Below are 21,902 nucleotides of genomic sequence, written 5' to 3'. Positions count from 1 at the left end.
AGATGGCAAAAGACAATAAAAATTCAAAAGATAAGAAACCAAGATTTAGCCCGTATTGGATTTACGGTATTATTCTATCCCTATTTTTAGTATTCACACTGTTTAATAATAGTGGACTAGACAGTGGAAACTCTACAAACCCTACTCAGTTTTTTAATTTCGTAAGAAATGGGGATGTTGATAAGGTTGAAATTGTTAACAGAAGACTAGCAAAAGTTTATTTGACTAAAGAAGCATCTCGAAAAGAAGTTCATAAAAAGTCAAAACCTAATAGCTTTAGTTTATCTACAGCTAGTGTTCCTAATTATAGATTTGAGTTTGGAGAGTTAGAGATTTTTCAAAATAAACTTAATACCATCATTGAGGAAGAAGGTTTAGGTTTAGAGCCTATTTACGTTACCGAGGAAAACCATCTAGCCGATTTTTTAATTGGAATTTTACCATTTGTACTTCTTATTGGCGTTTGGATTTTCATTATGCGTCGTATGTCTGGTGGTGCTGGTGGTGGCGCTGGTGGTCAAATTTTTAACATTGGAAAATCTAAAGCTAAGCTTTTTGATCAGAATACAGAGGTGAAAACTTCATTTAAGGATGTTGCTGGTTTAGAAGGCGCAAAAGAAGAAGTACAAGAGATTGTAGATTTTTTAAAATTCCCAGAAAAATACACAACGCTTGGAGGTAAAATCCCAAAAGGTGCGTTGCTTGTGGGACCTCCAGGAACAGGAAAAACCCTTCTTGCAAAAGCTGTTGCTGGCGAGGCTAAAGTACCTTTCTTTTCATTATCAGGTTCAGATTTTGTTGAAATGTTTGTGGGTGTTGGTGCTTCTCGTGTTAGAGATTTATTTAAACAAGCAAAAGAAAAGTCACCATCTATTATTTTTATTGACGAGATTGATGCTATAGGTAGAGCTCGTGGAAAAAATGCCATGTCTGGTAGTAATGATGAACGTGAAAATACTTTGAATCAGCTATTAACGGAAATGGACGGTTTTGGCACCAATACAAATGTAATTGTAATGGCTGCAACCAATAGAGCAGATATTTTAGATAAGGCCTTAATGCGTGCAGGACGTTTTGATAGACAAATTTTTGTTGATTTACCAGATGTTAGAGAACGTAAGGAAATTTTTGAGGTACACCTAAGACCTTTGAAAAAAACCAAAGACTTAGATACAGATTTCTTATCAAAGCAAACTCCTGGTTTTTCTGGTGCTGATATAGCAAACGTGTGTAATGAAGCTGCTTTAATCGCTGCTAGAAATGGTAAAAAAGCAGTTGATAAACAAGACTTTTTAGATGCTGTTGATAGAATTATTGGAGGTTTAGAAAAGAAAAACAAAATTATAACACAGAGTGAAAAACAAGCAGTAGCATATCATGAGGCAGGACATGCCGTTGTAAGCTGGATGCTAGAACATGCTGCACCATTAATAAAAGTGACTATAGTACCACGTGGAAGATCTCTAGGAGCTGCATGGTATTTGCCAGAAGAAAGACTTATTGTTAGACCTGAACAGATGCTAGATGAAATGTGTGCTACCATGGGAGGCCGTGCTGCAGAAAAAGTGATTTTTGATAAGATATCTACTGGTGCGTTAAGTGATTTAGAAAAAGTTACCAAACAAGCAAGAGCTATGGTTACCATCTATGGACTAAGCGATAAAATAGGTAATTTAACATACTACGACTCTTCTGGACAAAGCGAATATGGTTTCACAAAACCTTACAGTGAAACAACAGCTGAGTTAATTGATAAGGAAATATCAGATATTATTGAGGAACAATACAAGCGTGCTATTAAAATTCTAGAAGAGAATAAAGATAAACTAACAGAACTTGCTGAAGTTCTTCTAGAGAAGGAAGTAATTTTCAAAGATAATCTCGAAAAAATATTTGGTAAACGTCCTTTCGAAAAAGAGACTATAGAAGCTGATGAGGAAGATAAAAAACCGGAAGAATAGCACATTATCATTAAGATTTTTTATATTTGAAAAACTCTCAACTCAAAAAGGTTAATAGCGAACACCTGAATGAATCTTTTTAAGAAAATTTTCGGATCAAAATCAAAACAATCTGAAAACGAAATAAAGTCTGATGACCGTGGTAAATACATGCCCGAACTCAAATTGCCAATAGACGAAAAGTTTACTATAAATTTTAAGGCTAATGGCGGTAAGTTTCTTTATTGCGATGATTTAAATGAGGTTTTTCTAAACTACTCGAATATAGTTCAAGAAAATAAATGGGAGGAAAAATCTGCATTGGTTATTGATGATAATCTCTTAGAAAAGTTTAAATCTTGTAATATCAATGCTACTAAAAAGTCTAGTAAATCTACTTACTTTTTAACAACCTGTGAAAACCTAATTGCTACTGATGGTTCTTTATTAATTAGTTCTAACCAAATTGCTACCAAAAAGCTTCCTGAACTACCTTTTAATCTCATTGTATTTGCTACCACTAGTCAAATAGTTGATAATATTGGTGAGGGGCTCCGTGGTATAAAATCTAAAAACAGACAACACATCCCAACCAACATAACTACCATTAAGCATTTTAAATCTGGAGAGGATAAAGATTTTTTAAGTTATGGCAGTAGTGCAAAAAACTTATATTTGCTGCTGCTAGAGGATTTATAAATTTAAGCAAACTTAGAAAATGAAAGACATGTTATTGCGATCACTATCTGGTTTGCTTTATGTTGCTGTATTAATAATCGCGCTTACACTTACCACACCTCATGTATTCATAATTTTATTTTTTGTATTTGGAATACTTTCACTTTATGAATTCAATAAATTGATTCAACTAAATAGTATCATTCCTTATTTTATTTTTATAATTTTATATCTCGTTTTTGGATATTGGAAGATGGTACTAAATGCAAATACTGGTTTAGATGAAGCTATCCAAATACTAATAGTGATTACAATTTTTGTAAATCTTTTTTTAATTAAAGATTTATTTTCACGTAAAACCATTCCACTTTTTGTAACCAAACGCTTTATTATTACTACATTTTACCTTTCAAGTGGTTTTGTTTTTGCAGTGCTCACAGCCAGTGTATTTAGTCCAAAAATACTCTTAGGCTGTTTCATTTTAGTTTGGATTAATGACTCCTTTGCCTATTTAGTTGGGAAAAATTTTGGACGACAAAAATTATTTGAAAAGATATCTCCTAAGAAAACAGTTGAAGGATTTTTAGGTGGATTATTTTTTGCCTGTATTACTAGCTATTTTATCTCTAGCTTTACTGGTACATTAAATTTTACTAATTGGCTAATGTTAAGTATCACAGTAGCTGTTTTTGGAACCTTAGGCGACTTAATAGAATCTAAATTTAAACGTCAAGCCAATGTAAAAGACAGTGGCACTATTATGCCAGGACATGGAGGGTTGCTCGATCGTTTAGACAGTATCATTTTTGCTTCCCCATTTATTTATTTATTTTTAAGAATTTTACACTATGTTTCATAAAGAAGGTCACAAAATAATTCTCTTAACACTTATAATTGTAGTTGCTTGCTTTTTGTTGGCAGATAGTTATATTTCTATCTTTTGGCTACGCACATTAATCTTAGTTGCGCTCTTAATATTTTTAATTTTAATTCTGCAATTCTTTAGAAACCCCAAACGACATACGCAACAAAACGATGATACAGTAGTATCTCCTGTTGATGGGAAAGTTGTGGTAATTGAAGAAGTATTTGAAAAAGAATTTTTTAATGAAAAACGCTTGCAAGTAAGTGTTTTTATGTCACCTATAAATGTTCATGTAACTAGGTATCCAATAAGTGGAAATGTGGTTTTTAGCAAATATCATCCAGGAAAATATTTAGTAGCATGGCACCCAAAAGCCAGTGAGGAAAATGAGCGCACAACAGTTGTGGTTGAAAATAAAACTTATGGAAAAGTTCTATACCGTCAAATAGCTGGAGCTCTTGCCAAACGCATCGTTAATTATGCAAAAGTAGACGATAATGCTACCCAAGGTGCAGATTCGGGATTTATAAAATTTGGATCTAGGGTAGATTTATTTTTGCCCTTAGATACTAATATAAAAGTAGAATTAAATCAGAAAGTAAGAGGAGGCGAAACTGTTATAGCCCAAGTGTAATGACTAATGGAGATTTAGATAAAGAATTTGAAGAAGCGGTTGCTAGAGTGAATGCGCATAAAGAACCGTTTCCTGCAGACACACTTTTAAAACTCTATGCCTACTACAAAAAAGCTACGAACGATTACGGCAGACCAAGAAGCAGAGAAGCCCTTATAAATGCTTTTAAAACCAATGCGCTTTTTCAAGTAAAAAACTTAACTGAGGAAGAGGCTAAAAGAAGATATATAGATTTAGTTGACAAATATTTTCTATACAGAGAATAACTGGTTTTTTTAGAAAGTACTTTTTTATAAATAATTTACAATTTGAAGAACACCCAATTCAAATATCCTTTCACTTTTTTTCTAATGCTTAAACTATATTTATTTAATGTTAGATATAAGAAGTTTTATTAAACGATGCGTATTCTAATTGAAATGAAAATAAAAAACCCTACCCCAAACTAGCCAAACTAGCCTTTAACGTTTCAATCTTAGCTAAAGCATCAGCTTCCTTTTTCTTTTCGCTTGCCACCACTTGCTCTGGCGCATTATTTACAAAACGCTCGTTAGATAATTTTTTCTGCACAGACTTTAAGAATCCTTCAGTATAGTTTAATTCGTCTGTTAACTTTTTAATTTCAGCCTCAACATCAATAGCGCCCGCCATTGGAATAAAATATTCATTGGATTTCACACGATAAGTAAGAGCACCATCAATAGCTTCAGAAACATAAGCAACACTTTCCAAATTCCCCAACTTCTTGATAACAGCATCAAATGTATCAGCTACATTTTCGTTATTTATTACAGAAAACGCAATCGCATCTTTAAACGCAATATTCTTTTCTTTTCTAATAGTTCTTACCCCAGAAATTACATCAGCAGCAAAATCGAATTCAGAAATTAAACTTTCGTTAGTAGATTTCAACTCAGGCCATTTAGCTACTATTAAGGCTTCTTCTGGTGTTCTTTCAGAAATTAACTGCCATATTTCTTCAGTAATAAATGGCATAAACGGATGTAAAATCTTCAAGTTCTCTTCTAGTAGACTAATAACTGCATTGTAAGTTTTAGCATCTATTGGTTGTTGATATGCTGGTTTTACAATTTCTAATAACCATCCACAGAAATCGTCATAAATTAGCTTGTAAATAGCCATAATAGCATCACTTAAACGGTATTTACTAAAATGGTCTTCAATTTCTGTTAAAGCCTTTTGAAACTTAGCTTCATACCACTCTAATGCTATTTTACTAGATTGTGGTTGTTCAATAGTTTCTGACACCTCCCATAAAGTGGTTAGATAAAATGCACTCCAAATTTTGTTTCCTAGTCCTTTTCCTTGTTGACAAAGCGCCTCGTCAAACATCAAATCATTACCGGCAGCTGCACTTAGTAACAAGCCAACACGCACACCTCCTGCTCCGTATTCCTCTATTAATTTTAATGCATCAGGAGAATTCCCTAGAGATTTGCTCATTTTACGGCGTTGCTTATCACGTACTAAACCCGTTAAATACACATTTTTAAAAGGCTTATCGTTTTTGTACTCATATCCAGCAATAATCATACGTGCAACCCAAAAGAATAAAATATCTGGCCCTGTAACTAAATCATTTGTAGGATAATAATATTTTATCTCTTCATTTTCTGGATTTCTTATACCGTCAAAAACTGACATTGGCCATAACCACGAAGAAAACCAAGTATCTAGTGCATCTGTTTCTTGAGTTAAATCTGAAGCTTTAAGCTCAACGTTTGATGTTTTTTCTTGTGCTAACTTTACAGCGTTCTCAATGTTTTCGGCTACCACAAAGTCTTCTTTACCATCGCCGTAGTAGTATGCAGGAATTTGTTGTCCCCATAATAACTGACGAGAAATATTCCAATCGCGAATATTCTCCATCCAGTGGCGGTAAGTATTCTCAAATTTCTTTGGAAATAATTGAATATCGTTGTTTTCTCCCAAAACTGCCTTTATAGCTGGTTTTACCAACTCTTCCATCTTTAAAAACCACTGATCTGATAATCTTGGTTCTATAATAGCTTTCGTTCTTTCTGAAATACCAACGCGGTTGTTATGATCTTCAATTTTAGAAATTAAACCAAGACTGTCAAGTTCTTTTACAATAGCCTTTCTAACTTCAAAACGATCTTGCCCCTCGTAATGTAACCCATAACTGTTTAATGTAGCATCTTCATTAAAGATGTCTATGACTTCCAAATTATGCTTATCTCCTAAAACCTTATCATTTTCGTCATGTGCAGGAGTTACTTTTAAACATCCTGTACCAAATTCCAAATCTACATACTCATCTTCTATAATAGGAATAACACGATTGCAAATAGGCACAATCGCTTTTTTACCTTTTAAATGTGTGTGACGTTCATCATTAGGATTGATACAAATAGCTGTATCTCCCAAAATGGTTTCTGGTCGTGTTGTAGCTATAGTGAGTTCTTCATCTGAACCTTCTATCTTGTAATTTACATGGTATAATTTACCCTGTTTATCAATATACTCTACTTCTTCGTCAGACAAGGTAGTTTTTGCCTCAGGGTCCCAATTTACCATACGATAACCACGATAAATCAAGCCTTTTTTGTACAAATCCACAAAAACTTTAATTACTGCTTCTGACATATCGTCATCCATAGTAAACTTAGTACGATCCCAGTCACAAGAACAGCCTAATTTTTTAAGTTGTTCTAAAATCACACCCCCATATTCATGCGTCCACTCCCATGCGTGCTTTAAAAATTCCTTTCTTGTCAAGTCATTTTTATCAATACCTTGTTCCTTTAACTTTGTTACAACTTTGGCCTCTGTAGCAATAGAAGCATGATCTGTTCCAGGCACCCAGCATGCATTCTTTCCTTGCAACCTTGCTCTTCTAATCAAAACATCTTGAATAGTATTATTGAGCATATGCCCCATGTGCAACACACCAGTAACATTTGGTGGTGGAATTACTATAGTATAAGGCTCTCTTTCATCTGGTTTAGAATGAAAATAATTATGTTTCATCCAGTAATCATACCACTTCTCTTCTACCTTACTAGCATCGTATTTTGATGGGATTTGCATACTTTGGAACAGTTTTTGACTTTTAATGTGCAAAAGTACTTATATTTCTTAATCTGTGAAAGGTTGATAGAAAAATGCTAAATGTTAAGATTACGGTAATTCGTCTATTAATTTTGCTCGTTGTAGAAAAAGTACCTATGTTTGAATTAAATTATAACCAATAAATACGAAAAAGATGAAACATTTATTTACACTTTTATTTGTAGGGTTAATTAGCTTTTCACTCAATGCACAAGAAAAAGTTGCTAAAATTGAGTTTAAAGAAACTACCATAGATTATGGTACTATTGAAAAAGGCGCTGATGGTGTAAGAATTTTTGAATTTACAAATACAGGAGATGCTCCTCTAATTATATCTAAAGTAAGTTCTAGTTGTGGATGTACTATTCCTAAAAAACCAGATGCTCCAATAATGCCTGGTAAAGCTGGACAAATTGAAGTAAAATATGATACTAATAGAGTGAATCCTATTAGAAAAACCATTACGGTAATGTCTAATGCTGAGACACCTACTGTAGCCCTAAAAATTAAAGGCTTAGTTGTAGACCCTTCTAAAAACAATGTTTTAGAGAAGAAAAGTAAAAGTATGGCAGAACAATAGTTCTACTTTCTTATAATATTGTAAAAAACCTAGATCAACTTGTCTAGGTTTTTTTATTTAACGATTTTACTGACTTAAAAGTACAGATACTAAAAAAGCATGATATGGAGACTTCTCCCTTAGTCATTTTAAGTCATAAATAAGAAGTTGAAATTCTTTGTAATCGCTTTGTAAATTAACCTTAGGTTTTTAAGATAATTTTTGCAACTTTGCGCACTAATTGCAATAAAGATGCCTTCAATATCTAAAAAAGGGCGAGATATGCCCGAATCACCGATACGCAAGCTTGTTCCTTTTGCTGAACAAGCTGAAGCTGATGGTAAATCTATATACTATCTTAATATTGGACAACCGGATATAAAAACTCCTGAGATAGCACTAAAAGCTGTTAAAGATAATAATGTACAAATTTTATCGTATTCTCGTTCTGAAGGTTCTGACACCTACAGAAAAAAAATTGCAGATTATTATGCCTATCATAATATAGAGGTTTCACATAAAGATATTATAGTAACCACAGGAGCCAGTGAAGCAATAGCTTTTATTTTTGGCAGCATTATGGATCCAGATGATGAAGTTATTATTTGCGAACCATTTTATGCTAACTATATCGCTTTTGCAACAGCAGCAAGCGTAAAAGTAAAGCCTATTATTTCTAAGATAGAAGACAATTTTGCGCTTCCACCAATATCTGAATTTGAAAAACTGATTACCTCTCGAACTAAAGCTATAATGATTTGCAATCCTGGCAACCCAACAGGATACCTATATTCAAAAGAAGAAATTGAACAGCTTGCCGCTTTGGTTAAAGCGCATGACTTGTTTTTAATCTCGGATGAAGTATACAGAGAATTTACTTATGATGGTAATTCTCACTACTCTATTTTAGAATTAGAGGGATTAAATGACCACACTATTATGATTGATAGCGTATCAAAGCGTTACAGCATGTGCGGTGCAAGAATTGGTTGTTTAGTTACCAGAAATGAAACTATAAGGCATACGGTTTTAAAATTTGCACAAGCTAGATTAAGTCCTCCTACTTATGCGCAAATAGCAAGTGAAGCTGCTTTAAGTACTCCACACAGCTATTTTGAAGATGTAAAACACGAATACATAACGCGTAGAGACACTTTAATTTCTGAATTAAATAAAATTGAAGGTGTTAAAGTAGCAGTTCCTAAAGGTGCTTTTTATTGTATAGCCGAACTTCCTATAAAAAATGCCGATAAATTTGCCCAGTGGCTTTTAGAATCTTTTAGTATTGATAATGAAACTGTTATGGTAGCTCCAGCTGAAGGGTTTTATTCTACCAAAGGCATCGGAGTAAACCAAATCAGAATTGCCTACGTACTTAATAAACAACACTTAATTAAAGCTGTTAATATTATAAAAGGGGCTTTAAAAGTTTATCAAGATTAATGCAACTGCAGCAAAACATATCCTTAAAAAAATACAATACTTTTGGTATAGATGTAACTGCAGCGCATTTTATATCTGTATCAAAATTAGATGAGCTAAAAAACGTTTTATCACTTAAAAACTATCCCAATAAATTAATTTTAGGTGGTGGTAGTAATATGTTATTAACACAACATCAAGATAAATTAGTAGTTCATGTAAATTTAAAAGGTATATCTATTGAAAAAGAAGATAGTAACTATGTTTATGTTAAAGCAAATGCAGGCGAAAACTGGCATGAGTTTGTGCTTTGGTGTTTAAAGCACGATTTTGGCGGCTTAGAAAATTTATCGCTTATACCTGGAAATGTTGGGACATCACCTATACAAAATATTGGAGCTTATGGCGTAGAGTTAAAAGACGCTTTTGTATCGTGCGATGCCATTAATATTGATACTTTAGAAACCATCACATTTACTAAGGACGAATGTAATTTTGGCTATAGAAATTCTATTTTTAAGAATGAAGTAAAAGGTAAATATGTGATCACTTCTGTTATTTTTAAATTAACAAAAGAGCATCATGAATTAAATATGAATTATGGTGCTATAACTACAGAATTGGAAGCTCAAGGTATTAAAACACCTACTATTCAAAGTATTTCAAAAGCTGTTATAGCCATTAGACAAAGTAAATTACCAAACCCTGATGATATTGGAAATAGTGGAAGTTTCTTTAAAAATCCAGTAATTTCAAAAGTGAAATTTGAAAAACTTCAAAAAAATTTCAAAAATATACCAAACTACCCTATTTCTGAAAATGAAGTGAAGATTCCTGCGGGATGGCTTATAGAAACATCAGGTTTTAAAGGTAAACGTTTTGGAAATTATGGTGTTCACAAAAACCAAGCTTTAGTACTTGTAAATTATGGTGGCGCCAAGGGCTCTGATATTTTAGAGCTTTCTAAATTAATTCAAAAAACAGTTTTAAAGCTGTTTGATATTTCTATTGAAGCTGAAGTAAATATCTTGTAATTTAAATAAATTTCTAACTTTGACGTTTATCAGTACTTACTAACAATCAACTTATAAACCAACTTTACATTGATTTCGAATATAGAAAGAGAAATAGTTAACTTATTAAAAAATAGTGATAAAAGAGCTATATCTCTACTCTATGAAAATTATGCTGATGCACTTTATGGCGTTATAAGAAAAGTAATTACAGACGAAGACACGGCCCAGGATGTATTGCAGGAAACATTTGTAAAAATTTGGCGTTATGCTAAAAAATATGACGCATCCAAAGCAAAACTGTTCACTTGGTTATATAGAATTGCGTATAATACAGCAATTGATAAAACCAGATCTTTAAAAAATAAAACAGAGAAAGAAGTCCAAATTGATAATTCTAGCGTATATAAAATTACAACGAACGCTTTAAACCAAGATGTTCTAGATATAAAGAAACACTTAGGCACCTTGGATGAAAAGTATCAAATAGTGATAAATGCACTATTTTTTGAAGGAATGACGCAACAGGAAGCAAGTGATGAGCTTGATATTCCGTTGGGGACTATAAAATCGAGATTAAAAATTGGATTGAGAGAATTAAAAAAGATTTACAATCCTTAATAAAACCAAGTCATGAATGAGAAAATAACTACTTTTTTAAATTCTGGTCTTTTAGATAAATATCTAATGGGAAAGACAACCGTTGCCGAAACGGAACAAGTTGAAACCTACATATCAAAATATCCTGAGGTACAAAATGCCTATAACACGCTACAGTACAACTTAGAAATTGTTGCTAAAAGTAATGCTATAGAAGCACCTAAACATATTTTAGACTCTGTTTTAGAAGAACTTGACGATGCTCCTGTAGTAACTCTTAATCAAAAAGGCAAATACAAGAAATGGTATAAATTTAGTATTGCGGCAAGTGTGACTGCTATACTATTTGCAGCTACCTCTGTTTATTTTTACAATCAAAATCAAAAATTACAAAGCGATACACTTATTGTTGATGAAGAAATTTTTGATTTAAGAAGTGATATTGAGGAAAATAACAAAAAGCTTGATGCCATTATGGAACAGTTTAAGCGTTTAAATGACCCTGAAACTTATAAATATATAATTCAAGGTAATGAGCGCGCAAGAGATCTTAAAACTGTAGCTTACATTAACCCTAAGGAAAAAACATCAATGATAGATGTGGTTTCTTTACCGCAGCTACCTGAAGAACAATGTTACCAAATTTGGGCAGATTTACAAGGTAAAATGGTTAGTTTAGGTATTTTAAGTGAAGCAGATAGGCAGCTTAAAAGAATCCCCTTTACTGAAAATGCAAAAAGCTTAAATATTACAATAGAACCAAAAGGAGGAAACGCCGTGGCATCTATAGAAAACACCGTAGCAGAAATAAGCTTACAGTAAAATATATTAGAGTATGATATTGAAAAAGCCTCTTTCCTAAAACGGAAGAGGCTTTTTACTTGCTATTAATAACTCTTATTAAAGGTTATTCTCTTTATTCCTTATTGAAAAATGCTTTATGTATTAATCCTGCTACAATAGCTCCTGCTATTGGTGCTAACCAAAACAACCATAATTGCGTAGTAAAATCTCCTCCTGCAAATAAGGCTTGGCTTGTAGATCTTGCTGGATTTACTGATGTATTTGAAATTGGAATACTTATTAAATGAATTAAAGTTAGTGCTAAACCTATAGCAATTCCTGCAAACCCTTTAGGTGCCTTAGGATAAGTACTTCCTAAAATAATTAGCAAGAAAAATAAAGTAAGTACAAATTCTGCAACAAGTACTGAAATCATATTATACCCACCTGGAGACAATTCCCCATAACCATTTGCAGCAAAACCTCCAATATCTGTAAAATCAGACTTACCAGAAATGATAAGATATAATACTCCCGCAGCAGTAATAGCGCCAATAAGTTGAGCGATAATATAACCTACCAAATGTTTTCCTTCAAATTTTCCAGCAGCCCATAAACCCAAAGAAACAGCAGGATTAAAATGTGCTCCAGAAACGTGACCAACTGCATAAGCCATAGTTAAAACAGTTAAACCAAAGGCCAATGAAACCCCTAAAAGACCAATACCAACTTCTGGAAAAGCAGCAGCATAAATAGCACTACCACAACCTCCAAAAACCAGCCAAAAAGTTCCAAAAAATTCAGCTAATAATTTTTTCATAATATAAATAGTTTAATTGATTAGTAATGAAAAATGTATCTCATTAGTAATGAGACACCTAAAAAACAGCTAAGTCACACATCCATAATTAAAAACCGAATTGCATCGTGGTTTTTTTCAAAACTTGTATCTTTGTTCAAAATTTTCACATGAAACTTCTTTTGATTACTTTAGTGTTGTTAGGTCTTGGTATTGCAGGAATCGCCATTAAAATATGGGCAAAAAAAGACGGAAAATTTGCTGGTACCTGTGCTAGTCAAAATCCTATGCTAAATAGCGAAGGAGAAGCTTGTGGTTTTTGTGGAAAAACTCCAGATCAATTTAGCGAATGTAACGAACCACAACATTCAAAATAGTTGATGATTATACTTGATATTGCTCTCTATGCTCTTATTATAGTTGTCTTAATTCAAGTTTTTTTCTTTTTACACATCTTTGGAAAATTTGCTTTTAGCAAATCAAAAAATGTAACAAACACTTCAAAAACTTCAGTTTCTGTAATTATTTGTGCTAAAAACGAAGCAGATAATCTTAGCTCTTTTTTACCTTATATTATAGAACAAGAATATGAAGATTTTGAGATTGTCTTAATTAATGATGCTTCAAAGGATAATACTTTAGAGGTTATGAAAACCTTTTCTGAAGCACATCAAAACATTAAAATTGTTGATGTAGAACCCGTTGAAACGTTTTGGGGGAACAAAAAATACCCTTTAACCTTAGGCATAAAAGCAGCAAAACATAACGTATTACTATTTACAGATGCTGATTGTAAACCATTGTCTAAATACTGGATTAAAGATATGGTCTCAAACTTTAATTCCCAAACCTCCATTGTATTAGGTTACGGTGCTTATTCAAAAGTTAAAAACTCCCTTATTAATAAGCTTATTAGATTTGAAACTTTACACGCTGCAATGTGCTATCTATCTTTTGCTAAACTGGGAATGCCGTATATGGGAGTAGGCAGAAACTTGGCATATACTAAAAGACAATTTTTTGAGGTAAATGGTTTTATGAAACATATGCGTATTCGTTCTGGTGATGACGATTTATTCGTTAATGAAGCTGCTACATCAGATAACACAAGTATTTGCGTAACTGCTAATAGTTTTACCACATCCAAACCAAAAACCTCTTTAAAAACTTGGTTTAAACAGAAAAGAAGACACGTTTCAACCGCTAAACACTATAAGTTAAATCACAAAATTACTTTAGGCTTGCTTTACATATCTTGTCTGTTATTTTGGATATTATCAATTACACTTTTAGCATTTTGGCATTTACCTATCTTAGTTGGTGCTTTAGTTTTAACAAGAATAATCGTTATTATAGCCACGTACGGCTTTTCTGCAAAAAAGCTTCGTGAAAAAGATCTAATTTTACTCTCTCCATTTTTGGAAATCTTTTTAATTATTGCTCAATTAGCTATCTTTATAAATAATATTATCTCAAAACCAAACTATTGGAAATAGACGAAGCTATCTCTCGTGCCAAGAACAACGACCAAAAGGCCTTTAATTTTTTATTGGATTTATATTGGGATAGCGTTTATGGTTTTCAGTTAAAACGTGTGCAGAATGAAAATGATGCTGAAGACATTACCATACAAACATTCTCTCGTGCCTTTGATAGAATAGACACTTTTAATGCAAAATACAAATTTAAAACATGGTTAATTACTATCTCTAAAAACATTCATATAGATTTAGTCCGAAAGGAAAAAAACTCAATAGAGCATGTTATTTCAAAAGACGATAGTAAAGCTTACCAAATTTTAGATGAATCTCCTACTGTTGAAGATAAACTTATTACAGAACAAAATTTAGCAAATCTACTTAGAGATATAAAAAAGCTAAAACCGCATTATCAAAAAGTAATTAATTTAAGATATTTTCAAGAGTTAAGCTATAAAGAAATTTCTAAGGAATTAGATGAACCTATAAACAATGTAAAGGTTAAACTTTTAAGAGCTAAAAAATTACTTGCAGAGGTAATTACTAATAAAAATGATTAAAAAACTAAAAAACCTAGGCCCAGGTTTATTATTTGCTGGTGCAGCTATTGGTGTATCGCATTTGGTACAATCTACAAGAGCTGGGGCAGATTTTGGTTTAGGCTTAATCTGGGCACTAATTTTGGTAACACTCTTTAAATACCCATTCTTTCAATATGGTCCCAGATATGCAGCTGCAACCAACGAAAGTCTTCTAGATGGTTATAAAAAATTAGGCAAAGGTACTTTAGTAGCCTACTACATACTTACCTTAGGTACAATGTTTGTTATACAAATGGCAGTTACTATTGTTACTGCAGGTATAGCATCGTCTTTATTTTACGAATTCAACCCTCTTGAAATTGGACCAATTACCATCAATAGCGTGCAGATTTGGTCTGTTATAATATTGGGCATTTGTATTTGTTTATTACTCTTAGGTAAATATAAACTACTGGATAATCTCATAAAAGTTATAATAGTAACATTATCAGTTAGTACTATTCTAGCTGTAATAATGGCGTTTCTCAACAATACATCGGCTCTTTCAATAGCGCAAGTTTTACCAGAAAACAGTATTGAAATTGCTTTTTTAATAGCCTTTATGGGCTGGATGCCAGGACCTCTTGACATATCTGTATGGCATTCACTTTGGACGTTAGAAAAAAAGAAAAATCAAACTGAATTTTCTACCAAGGGTGCTCTTTTCGATTTTAATGTAGGTTATATTGGCACCATCATATTAGGTATTGGTTTTGTACTTCTAGGTGCATTAGTAATGTTTAGTAGTGGAGAAACCTTTAGTGGATCTGCCGGTATTTTTGCTGGTCAACTTATAGATATGTATACAACTAGTCTTGGTAATTGGGCATATATAGTTATAGGAGTAGCTGCATTTACAACTATGTTTAGCACTACACTTACTACACTTGATGCGTCTCCCCGTTCTATGGACAGAACTTCCGAATTACTTGTTAATAAGAGTTTTAAAAATGGCTATTTATTTTGGATTATTTTACTTTCAATGGGTACGATATACATATTCTTGTTTTTAGCTTCTGAAATGGGGTTACTTATTAAAATCGCCACTATACTATCCTTTATCACTGCACCATTCTATGCCATCATTAATTACATACTAATTTCAGGAACACACACACCTAAAGAATGGAGACCCTCAATAATACTACACGTTTTAAGCTGGTTGGGAATTCTTTTTTTAATAGGATTTAGTATATGGTACCTTACTACTTTATAAAGAAGATTTAATAGAATACTTCGTATCTTTGTACTTCAATTTGTTTTATGGAAAAGGAAATAATTTCTAACGTATTACCTGAGCGACAAGCAAAACCAAAATGGTTACGCGTTAAGCTACCTACTGGAAAGAAGTATACCGAGTTAAGAGGATTAGTAGATAAATATAAATTGAATACCATTTGCACCTCAGGAAGCTGCCCTAATATGGGTGAATGCTGGGGAGAAGGTACGGCTACCTTTATGATACTAGGTAATATTTGTACACGCTCTTGTGGTTTTTGTGGTGTGAAAACTGGTAGACCAGAAACAGTGGATTGGGATGAACCTGAAAAAGTAGCCCGTTCCATAAAGATAATGAACATAAAACATGCTGTACTTACTAGTGTTGATAGAGATGATTTAAAGGACATGGGAAGCATTATGTGGGCTGAAACCGTTAATGCTGTTAGAAGAATGAATCCTGAAACAACTCTAGAAACTCTAATTCCCGATTTTCAAGGTATAGAAAGACATATTGATCGTATTATTAATGTAGCACCAGAAGTAGTCTCTCATAATATAGAAACTGTGAGAAGGTTAACACGTGAAGTACGCATACAAGCTAAATATGATAGAAGTATGGGCGTGCTAAAATACTTGAAGCAGCAAGGACAGAGAAGAACTAAATCTGGAATAATGCTTGGCTTAGGTGAAACCAAAGAAGAAGTAATAGAAACACTTCATGACTTAAAGAAGAACGATGTTGATGTTGTTACTATTGGTCAGTATTTACAACCAAGTAAAAAACACCTCCCTGTAAAACGTTTTGTTAATCCTGATGAGTTTGATGAGTATAAGCAAATTGGGCTTGATTTAGGTTTTAAACACGTTGAAAGTAGTGCTTTGGTACGTTCATCATATAAAGCGCAAAAGCATATAAATTAAATAAATATGCGATTTATCGATAAAAATATGTATTTTGTCGAATAAATATTTATATTTGTCGACCTATTGAATTTAAAATGTCCCAAATAAAACAGTACATATTTATTGTTTTGATGTCATTATCAATCAGTTTATTCTCTCAAAATACTATTGAGAAGGATCCTGAAATTATTCAAAATAATATAAACTACCGTATAGAACAATCTCAAAAAGATATTGAAAGCTTCAATTATTTTGAAGCTCAAAAAACACTTGATGAGGCTTTAGAACTTGCTCAAAATTCAGACAACAAAAAAAGCATTGGATTAATTCAATATATAAAAGGTAAACTACATTTAATTATTGAGGAAGAAGATGTTGCCATAAAAGCACTTACCTCTGCTATTGAAATGCAACGTATTATAAATGATAATAAAAACCTTGGTCGTTCGTATAAAACTTTTGGTGATGTTTACATGGCCAAAAATAATATATACCAAGCATTAGATTCTTACAGAGCTGCTAGATCTAAGTTTCAAGAAGAGGAAATGGATACTGAACTTGCAGAAATTTTATTGGCCGAAGGTAATGCTTATTTAGAGCTTAAAAATTATAGAAAAGCTAGAGAACTCACAGAACAAGCAGTAGCTCTTGCCAGAAAAGAAGAACTAAATAATACTTTAAGTAATGCATTAGTTAATCATGGAAAAATACATAATATTCTCAATGAGCATCAAAAAGCTTTAGATTTTACTAAAGAAGGCTTACAAATAGCAAAATCTAATGGTTTTAAATCTATTCAAAATAAAGGTCTTTTAGTATTGAGTAATATTTATGAGAGTACAAAAAACTTTGAGTTATCAACTAACTATCTTAAAGATCACATAAAATTATCTGATTCTCTAAGAGCAGTAAAAAGATCAAATTTATCACCTGAAAAAAGAATTAAGTTTTTAATTAATGATCAAATTGAAAATAATAAAAAGCAACAAGCTGAACTAGAAGAAGCAAATAGTAAAAATGATTTAAGTACTTTAATTTCAATTCTTAGTGTAGCTCTTATCACAATTCTTTCATTACTCACACTTTCTCTTTATAAGAATAATAATATTAGGTTAAAGACCAACAATATGCTTCACAAGAAAAACAACGAACTTATTGTTGCTAAAGAAAAAGCCGAATTGGCTTCTAAAACAAAAGCAAATTTCTTATCCACTGTAACTCATGAATTAAGAACACCGCTTTACGCTGTTACAGGATTAAGTAATATGTTACTTGATGAAAATCCAAAACCAGAACAAATTCAACATCTAAAATCATTAAAATTCTCTGGAGATTATTTGTTAACTTTTATAAATGACATTCTTCAAATTAATAAAATTGAAGCAAATAAAGTTGAAGTAGAGTCAGAACCTTTTAATCTTAAAAAGAAGATTAATAATATAATTTTAGCATTAAACAATTCTGCATTAGATAATAACATTACCATCCATTTTGAATACGATAAAGATTTACCTGAGAACTTTGTGGCAGATCAATTAAAGATTTCTCAGATACTTATAAACTTAATAGGTAATTCTATTAAGTTTACTAAAGACGGAGATATTTGGATAAGAGTATATAAAATAGAGCAAGAAAAAGATATTTATAATCTTAGATTTGAAGTTGAAGATAACGGAATAGGTATCACAAAAGAGAAACAAGATAATATGTTTGAAAGTTTTTCTCAGGGCTCTATACAAATTAACCGCAAATATGGTGGTACAGGATTAGGTCTCTCTATTGTAAAAGGATTAATAGAAATATTAAAAGGTAAAATTTATTTACAAAGTGAATTAGGGAAAGGTACAACTTTCTTCTTCGAAATTCCTTTAGAATATAACGAAGCAAAAGAAAAATCAGCTAATAAAGAAATTGAAAAGCTTGATACAAAACCTAATATTGATTTAAGTTTAGTTAAAATTTTAGTGGTTGAAGACAACAAAATCAATCAAATGATTACTAAAAAGATATTAACCAAAATGGGGCTCGCCTGTGATGTCGTAGATAATGGAGAATCCGCGGTTGATATGATAAAGACTAACAAATATGATATCATTTTGATGGATATCCATATGCCAGGTATAAGTGGTATTGAAGCTACAAAAATTGTTAGAACATTTGATAAAGAATTAACCATTTTTGCGCTTACTGCTGTCACAATTGAAGATAAAATGCATGAGTTTGAAGAGGCTGGTTTTACTGATATTATTCCAAAGCCTTTCAAGCAAGAAGAATTTGAGAAAAAATTATTCAATGCTTTGTCTGACAAAAAATCTGCTACTGCTTAATATTTAGCAACAAAGGCTTTTACCAAACTATCAAATTTATTATTTTCTTCTACTTTAACCTTTATTGGTAAGTAGTATAGTTTATCCTCTAAAGACTTATACTGTCTTAAACGCATAAAATCTTTCTCTGTAGTAAGTATTATTTTTTTAGATTCAAATTTAGAAATATCCTCTTTTGAAAATTCATGATGATCTTTAAAATTTAAATGTTCAAAACTTAAGTTTTTAGATTTTAAATATTTTACCAAAGGCGTTGCATTAGCAATTCCTGTTACCAGTGAAAAATCTTCTAAATCTGTTAAATTCATTTTAGAAGCTATGGATACTATCTCTTCAGAATAAGAAATAGAGCTAAAAAAAACATGCTGCTCATGCTTTGCATTAATCTGTTTTAAAAAAAGAGATTTTTCTTTTTTTGTGATACCAGAAGGACATTTTGTAACCACAATGATATTGGCACGCTTGGCTCCATTTTTAGGTTCTCGTAAATCTCCTGTAGGTAACACTATATCTTTAAAATATGGTTTTTGATATGTAGTTAATAAAATATTAAATCCGGCTTTTACTTTTCTATGCTGAAACGCATCATCTAAAAGAACGACCTCAGGAGTATTAGTATTCTGTAATAATTGTGTAATACCATTAACACGATTACTATCAACCGCTACTTGAGTTTCACTTCCAAATTTACTATAGAATTGATATGGTTCATCCCCTATATCTTCTGAAGTTACATGTTCATTAGCTAATAGAAACCCTTTAGTTTTTCGTTTATACCCCCTACTTAGAGTAGCTATTTTATAATCATCTTTTAAAAGCTGTATTAAATATTCAATCATAGGGGTTTTTCCAGTACCACCGGTACTTAAATTGCCCACACAAATTACTGGAATAGGAAATAACACAGATGTCTTAACACCAAAATCATAGAGTAAATTACGTAACCAAGTTATCAGATAATATACTGGAACTATTGGAATCAATATTTTTCTTAGGAGCTTCACAACAACGAATGTAATTATTTTATCTTTGATACTAAATACAAACCGTATGATTGTACAAGATGTTATAAATCATTTAGAAGCACTCGCACCTATAGCCTATGCCGAAGATTTTGATAATGTAGGTCTCTTAGTTGGAGATAAAAACGCAAAGTTAAAAGGTGTTTTAGTTACTCTAGATACTCTGGAAAGTGTTGTTGACGAAGCCATATTAAAAAAATGCAACCTCATTGTAAGCTTTCATCCTATTATTTTTAAAGGTTTAAAAAAACTAAATGGCAAAACCTATGTAGAACGTGTGGTAATGAAAGCTATTAAACACGATATAGCAATTTACAGTATGCATACAGCATTAGATAATGCTTATCTAGGTGTAAATGATATGATATGTAATCAACTCGAATTAAAAAACAAAAATATATTAATACCACAAAATGGTACCATAAAAAAACTAACAACTTATGTTCCCAAAAATGAAGCTGAAAAATTAAGAACTGCTCTTTTTAATGCTGGTGCAGGGAGTATTGGAAATTATGACAACTGCAGTTTTAATACTGAAGGTTATGGTACATTTAAAGGGAACGATACATCATCTCCAACTATTGGTAATAAAAATGAAGTTCATGTAGAATTAGAAACTAAAGTTACGGTAACATTTGCTAAACACCTAGAAGCTAAAATTCTAAAAACACTTTTCAATACACATTCTTATGAAGAAGTAGCATATGAAATTATTACCATTGAAAACAAAAACCAACATATTGGTATGGGTATGATTGGCGAATTAACCACTCCGCTTTCCGAAGCTGATTTTCTCAATCATCTTAAAACTAAAATGTACACAGGCTGCATCCGACATTCTACATTTTTAAACAAAAACATTAAAAAAGTAGCTGTTTTAGGAGGATCAGGAAGTTTTGCTATTAGTGCCGCCAAAGCTAATGGTGCAGATGCATTTGTAACTGCAGATTTAAAATATCACGACTTTTTCTCTGCTGAAAACACCATTCTTCTGGCAGACATTGGACATTACGAAAGCGAACAATTCACAAAAACACTTTTAGTAGAGTATCTTACAAAAAAAATTACTAATTTTGCAATCATTTTATCAAACACAAATACAAATCCTGTTAAGTATTTTTAAAGTATGGCTAAAAAGAAAGAAGTTAGTGTAGAAGAGCGTTTAAGAGCGCTTTACGATTTACAACTTATAGATTCTCGTATTGACGAAATAAGAAATGTTAGAGGGGAGTTACCTTTAGAAGTAAGAGATTTAGAAGATGAAGTTGCTGGATTAAACATCAGATTAGAAAAATTAGTAAACGACCTTGCTACAATTGATAATGATATTTCTTCAAGAAAAAACTTAATCGAAGAATCTAAAGCACTTATCAAAAAATACGGCGAACAACAAAAAAATGTTAGAAATAATAGAGAATTTAACTCTCTTTCTAAAGAAGTTGAATTTCAAGAATTAGAAATTCAATTAGCTGAAAAGCATATTAAAGAATTCAAAGCTCAAATTGAGCAAAAGAAAGAAGTAATAGCTACAACTAAAGATCAGCTTAAAGAACGTGAAACTCACTTAAAGCATAAAAAGGGAGAGCTAGACGCTATATTAGCCGAAACAGAAAAAGAAGAACAAACGCTACTTGATAAGTCTGAAGAATACAAAACTCAGATTGAAGATCGTTTGGTTGCTGCTTATGATAGAATTCGTAAAAATGTAAAAAATGGATTAGCCGTTGTACCTATTGAAAGAGGTGCTTCTGGAGGTTCTTTCTTTACTATTCCCCCTCAAGTACAGGTGGAAATTGCATCACGCACTAAGGTAATTACCGATGAGCACAGTGGAAGAATTTTAGTAGATGCCGTTTTAGCAGAAGAACAAAAGGCTAAAATGGAAAAAATGTTTGCAAAACTGTAAACTAATGTCAAAAAATATTTAAGAGCCTTCAGTTTCCTGAAGGCTTTTTTTATTTCTTATTGGGAAAGTTAAGTTCAA

21 protein-coding genes are annotated in these 21,902 nt (G+C 32.0%); 18 read left to right on the top strand and 3 right to left on the bottom strand.

Annotation, left to right across the window (positions count from 1 at the left end; translation table 11 throughout):
- Positions 1–2: 2 nt before the first annotated feature.
- The 5 genes from ftsH to EYD46_RS15310 all read left to right on the top strand — a co-directional run bounded on the left by ftsH (position 3) and on the right by EYD46_RS15310 (position 4,383).
- Entirely contained in the window at positions 3–1,961 is a 1,959-nt protein-coding gene (gene ftsH, locus EYD46_RS15330; RefSeq protein ID WP_130938049.1) for an ATP-dependent zinc metalloprotease FtsH, read from the top strand.
- A gap of 69 nt (positions 1,962–2,030) precedes the next feature.
- On the top strand, positions 2,031–2,639 hold the full coding sequence (locus EYD46_RS15325; protein WP_130938048.1) for an LUD domain-containing protein: 609 nt from the start codon (positions 2,031–2,033) through the stop codon (positions 2,637–2,639).
- Between the two features lie 19 nt (positions 2,640–2,658).
- A complete protein-coding gene (locus EYD46_RS15320) occupies positions 2,659–3,477 on the top strand; it encodes a phosphatidate cytidylyltransferase (RefSeq protein ID WP_130938047.1) in 819 nt (272 codons plus the stop codon).
- On the top strand, positions 3,467–4,117 hold the full coding sequence (locus tag EYD46_RS15315; protein ID WP_130938046.1) for a phosphatidylserine decarboxylase family protein: 651 nt from the start codon (positions 3,467–3,469) through the stop codon (positions 4,115–4,117). Before EYD46_RS15320 ends, EYD46_RS15315 begins: the two co-directional genes overlap by 11 nt.
- Positions 4,117–4,383 (top strand): acyl-CoA-binding protein, encoded by a 267-nt coding sequence (locus EYD46_RS15310; RefSeq protein ID WP_130938045.1) that lies wholly within the window; start codon positions 4,117–4,119, stop codon positions 4,381–4,383. Before EYD46_RS15315 ends, EYD46_RS15310 begins: the two co-directional genes overlap by 1 nt.
- A 169-nt stretch (positions 4,384–4,552) precedes the next feature.
- Here the strand turns inward: EYD46_RS15310 and EYD46_RS15305 are convergent, their stop codons facing one another.
- The gene (locus tag EYD46_RS15305) at positions 4,553–7,189 is read right to left on the bottom strand and encodes a valine--tRNA ligase (protein ID WP_130938044.1); all 2,637 of its coding nucleotides are present in this window, start codon (positions 7,187–7,189) and stop codon (positions 4,553–4,555) included.
- A 175-nt stretch (positions 7,190–7,364) separates the two neighbouring features.
- Here EYD46_RS15305 and EYD46_RS15300 point away from each other — a divergent pair, with 175 nt between their 5' ends.
- The 5 genes from EYD46_RS15300 to EYD46_RS15280 all read left to right on the top strand — a co-directional run bounded on the left by EYD46_RS15300 (position 7,365) and on the right by EYD46_RS15280 (position 11,626).
- Entirely contained in the window at positions 7,365–7,790 is a 426-nt protein-coding gene (locus tag EYD46_RS15300; RefSeq protein WP_130938043.1) for a DUF1573 domain-containing protein, read from the top strand.
- 231 nt (positions 7,791–8,021) lie between these two features.
- Complete coding sequence (locus tag EYD46_RS15295) at positions 8,022–9,212, top strand: pyridoxal phosphate-dependent aminotransferase (protein ID WP_130938042.1); 1,191 nt, start codon at positions 8,022–8,024, stop codon at positions 9,210–9,212.
- Entirely contained in the window at positions 9,212–10,225 is a 1,014-nt protein-coding gene (gene murB, locus EYD46_RS15290; protein ID WP_130938041.1) for a UDP-N-acetylmuramate dehydrogenase, read from the top strand. The genes EYD46_RS15295 and murB overlap by 1 nt, the downstream gene beginning before the upstream one ends.
- 69 nt (positions 10,226–10,294) lie before the next feature.
- Positions 10,295–10,825 carry an RNA polymerase sigma factor gene (locus EYD46_RS15285; RefSeq protein ID WP_130938040.1) on the top strand — a complete coding sequence of 177 codons (531 nt, stop codon included), beginning with the start codon at positions 10,295–10,297 and terminating at the stop codon, positions 10,823–10,825.
- A 12-nt stretch (positions 10,826–10,837) separates the two neighbouring features.
- Complete coding sequence (locus EYD46_RS15280) at positions 10,838–11,626, top strand: anti-sigma factor (RefSeq protein WP_130938039.1); 789 nt, start codon at positions 10,838–10,840, stop codon at positions 11,624–11,626.
- A 94-nt stretch (positions 11,627–11,720) separates the two neighbouring features.
- Here the strand turns inward: EYD46_RS15280 and aqpZ are convergent, their stop codons facing one another.
- Positions 11,721–12,407, bottom strand: a complete 687-nt coding sequence (aqpZ, locus tag EYD46_RS15275; protein WP_174719909.1) for an aquaporin Z — start codon at positions 12,405–12,407, stop codon at positions 11,721–11,723.
- A gap of 149 nt (positions 12,408–12,556) precedes the next feature.
- Here aqpZ and EYD46_RS15270 point away from each other — a divergent pair, with 149 nt between their 5' ends.
- The 6 genes from EYD46_RS15270 (at position 12,557) to EYD46_RS15245 (ending at position 18,896) form a co-directional block, all read left to right on the top strand.
- A complete protein-coding gene (locus EYD46_RS15270; RefSeq protein WP_130938037.1) occupies positions 12,557–12,763 on the top strand; it encodes a membrane or secreted protein in 207 nt (68 codons plus the stop codon).
- Positions 12,764–12,766: 3 nt separating this feature from the next.
- Positions 12,767–13,882, top strand: a complete 1,116-nt coding sequence (locus EYD46_RS15265; protein WP_130938036.1) for a glycosyltransferase — start codon at positions 12,767–12,769, stop codon at positions 13,880–13,882.
- Complete coding sequence (locus EYD46_RS15260; RefSeq protein WP_130938035.1) at positions 13,873–14,424, top strand: RNA polymerase sigma factor; 552 nt, start codon at positions 13,873–13,875, stop codon at positions 14,422–14,424. Before EYD46_RS15265 ends, EYD46_RS15260 begins: the two co-directional genes overlap by 10 nt.
- Entirely contained in the window at positions 14,417–15,661 is a 1,245-nt protein-coding gene (locus EYD46_RS15255) for an NRAMP family divalent metal transporter (protein ID WP_174719908.1), read from the top strand. The genes EYD46_RS15260 and EYD46_RS15255 overlap by 8 nt, the downstream gene beginning before the upstream one ends.
- A 47-nt stretch (positions 15,662–15,708) precedes the next feature.
- A complete protein-coding gene (gene lipA / locus EYD46_RS15250) occupies positions 15,709–16,587 on the top strand; it encodes a lipoyl synthase (protein ID WP_130938034.1) in 879 nt (292 codons plus the stop codon).
- Positions 16,588–16,700: 113 nt separating this feature from the next.
- Positions 16,701–18,896 carry a tetratricopeptide repeat-containing hybrid sensor histidine kinase/response regulator gene (locus EYD46_RS15245; RefSeq protein WP_229731360.1) on the top strand — a complete coding sequence of 732 codons (2,196 nt, stop codon included), beginning with the start codon at positions 16,701–16,703 and terminating at the stop codon, positions 18,894–18,896.
- Here the strand turns inward: EYD46_RS15245 and lpxK are convergent.
- The gene (gene lpxK, locus EYD46_RS15240) at positions 18,893–19,900 is read right to left on the bottom strand and encodes a tetraacyldisaccharide 4'-kinase (RefSeq protein WP_130938032.1); all 1,008 of its coding nucleotides are present in this window, start codon (positions 19,898–19,900) and stop codon (positions 18,893–18,895) included. The genes EYD46_RS15245 and lpxK overlap by 4 nt on opposite strands.
- Positions 19,901–19,946: 46 nt before the next feature.
- Between lpxK and EYD46_RS15235 the strand changes: the two genes are divergently transcribed.
- Both EYD46_RS15235 and EYD46_RS15230 read left to right on the top strand, forming a co-directional pair.
- Positions 19,947–21,041, top strand: coding sequence for a Nif3-like dinuclear metal center hexameric protein (locus EYD46_RS15235; protein ID WP_130938031.1), 1,095 nt, complete (start codon positions 19,947–19,949; stop codon positions 21,039–21,041).
- 3 nt (positions 21,042–21,044) lie between these two features.
- On the top strand, positions 21,045–21,824 hold the full coding sequence (locus tag EYD46_RS15230; protein WP_130938030.1) for a zinc ribbon domain-containing protein: 780 nt from the start codon (positions 21,045–21,047) through the stop codon (positions 21,822–21,824).
- Positions 21,825–21,902: the final 78 nt, after the last annotated feature.

This window comes from Hyunsoonleella pacifica (assembly GCF_004310335.1).
GTDB classification, from domain to species: Bacteria; Bacteroidota; Bacteroidia; order Flavobacteriales; family Flavobacteriaceae; genus Jejuia; species Jejuia pacifica.
Note: the sequence above shows the minus strand (reverse complement) of the source record. Positions and strands in the feature narration are given on the sequence as shown.

Bases quoted from the DNA above. Each gene is read 5' to 3' on its own strand.
- ftsH (WP_130938049.1), top strand. From the start codon at position 3: ATGGCAAAAGACAATAAAAATTCAAAAGATAAGAAACCAAGATTTAGC.
- EYD46_RS15325 (WP_130938048.1), top strand. From the start codon at position 2,031: ATGAATCTTTTTAAGAAAATTTTCGGATCAAAATCAAAACAATCTGAA.
- EYD46_RS15320 (WP_130938047.1), top strand. From the start codon at position 2,659: ATGAAAGACATGTTATTGCGATCACTATCTGGTTTGCTTTATGTTGCT.
- EYD46_RS15315 (WP_130938046.1), top strand. From the start codon at position 3,467: ATGTTTCATAAAGAAGGTCACAAAATAATTCTCTTAACACTTATAATT.
- EYD46_RS15310 (WP_130938045.1), top strand. From the start codon at position 4,117: ATGACTAATGGAGATTTAGATAAAGAATTTGAAGAAGCGGTTGCTAGA.
- EYD46_RS15305 (WP_130938044.1), bottom strand. From the start codon at position 7,189: ATGCAAATCCCATCAAAATACGATGCTAGTAAGGTAGAAGAGAAGTGG.
- EYD46_RS15300 (WP_130938043.1), top strand. From the start codon at position 7,365: ATGAAACATTTATTTACACTTTTATTTGTAGGGTTAATTAGCTTTTCA.
- EYD46_RS15295 (WP_130938042.1), top strand. From the start codon at position 8,022: ATGCCTTCAATATCTAAAAAAGGGCGAGATATGCCCGAATCACCGATA.
- murB (WP_130938041.1), top strand. From the start codon at position 9,212: ATGCAACTGCAGCAAAACATATCCTTAAAAAAATACAATACTTTTGGT.
- EYD46_RS15280 (WP_130938039.1), top strand. From the start codon at position 10,838: ATGAATGAGAAAATAACTACTTTTTTAAATTCTGGTCTTTTAGATAAA.
- aqpZ (WP_174719909.1), bottom strand. From the start codon at position 12,407: ATGAAAAAATTATTAGCTGAATTTTTTGGAACTTTTTGGCTGGTTTTT.
- EYD46_RS15270 (WP_130938037.1), top strand. From the start codon at position 12,557: ATGAAACTTCTTTTGATTACTTTAGTGTTGTTAGGTCTTGGTATTGCA.
- EYD46_RS15265 (WP_130938036.1), top strand. From the start codon at position 12,767: ATGATTATACTTGATATTGCTCTCTATGCTCTTATTATAGTTGTCTTA.
- EYD46_RS15255 (WP_174719908.1), top strand. From the start codon at position 14,417: ATGATTAAAAAACTAAAAAACCTAGGCCCAGGTTTATTATTTGCTGGT.
- lipA (WP_130938034.1), top strand. From the start codon at position 15,709: ATGGAAAAGGAAATAATTTCTAACGTATTACCTGAGCGACAAGCAAAA.
- EYD46_RS15245 (WP_229731360.1), top strand. From the start codon at position 16,701: ATGTCATTATCAATCAGTTTATTCTCTCAAAATACTATTGAGAAGGAT.
- EYD46_RS15235 (WP_130938031.1), top strand. From the start codon at position 19,947: ATGATTGTACAAGATGTTATAAATCATTTAGAAGCACTCGCACCTATA.
- EYD46_RS15230 (WP_130938030.1), top strand. From the start codon at position 21,045: ATGGCTAAAAAGAAAGAAGTTAGTGTAGAAGAGCGTTTAAGAGCGCTT.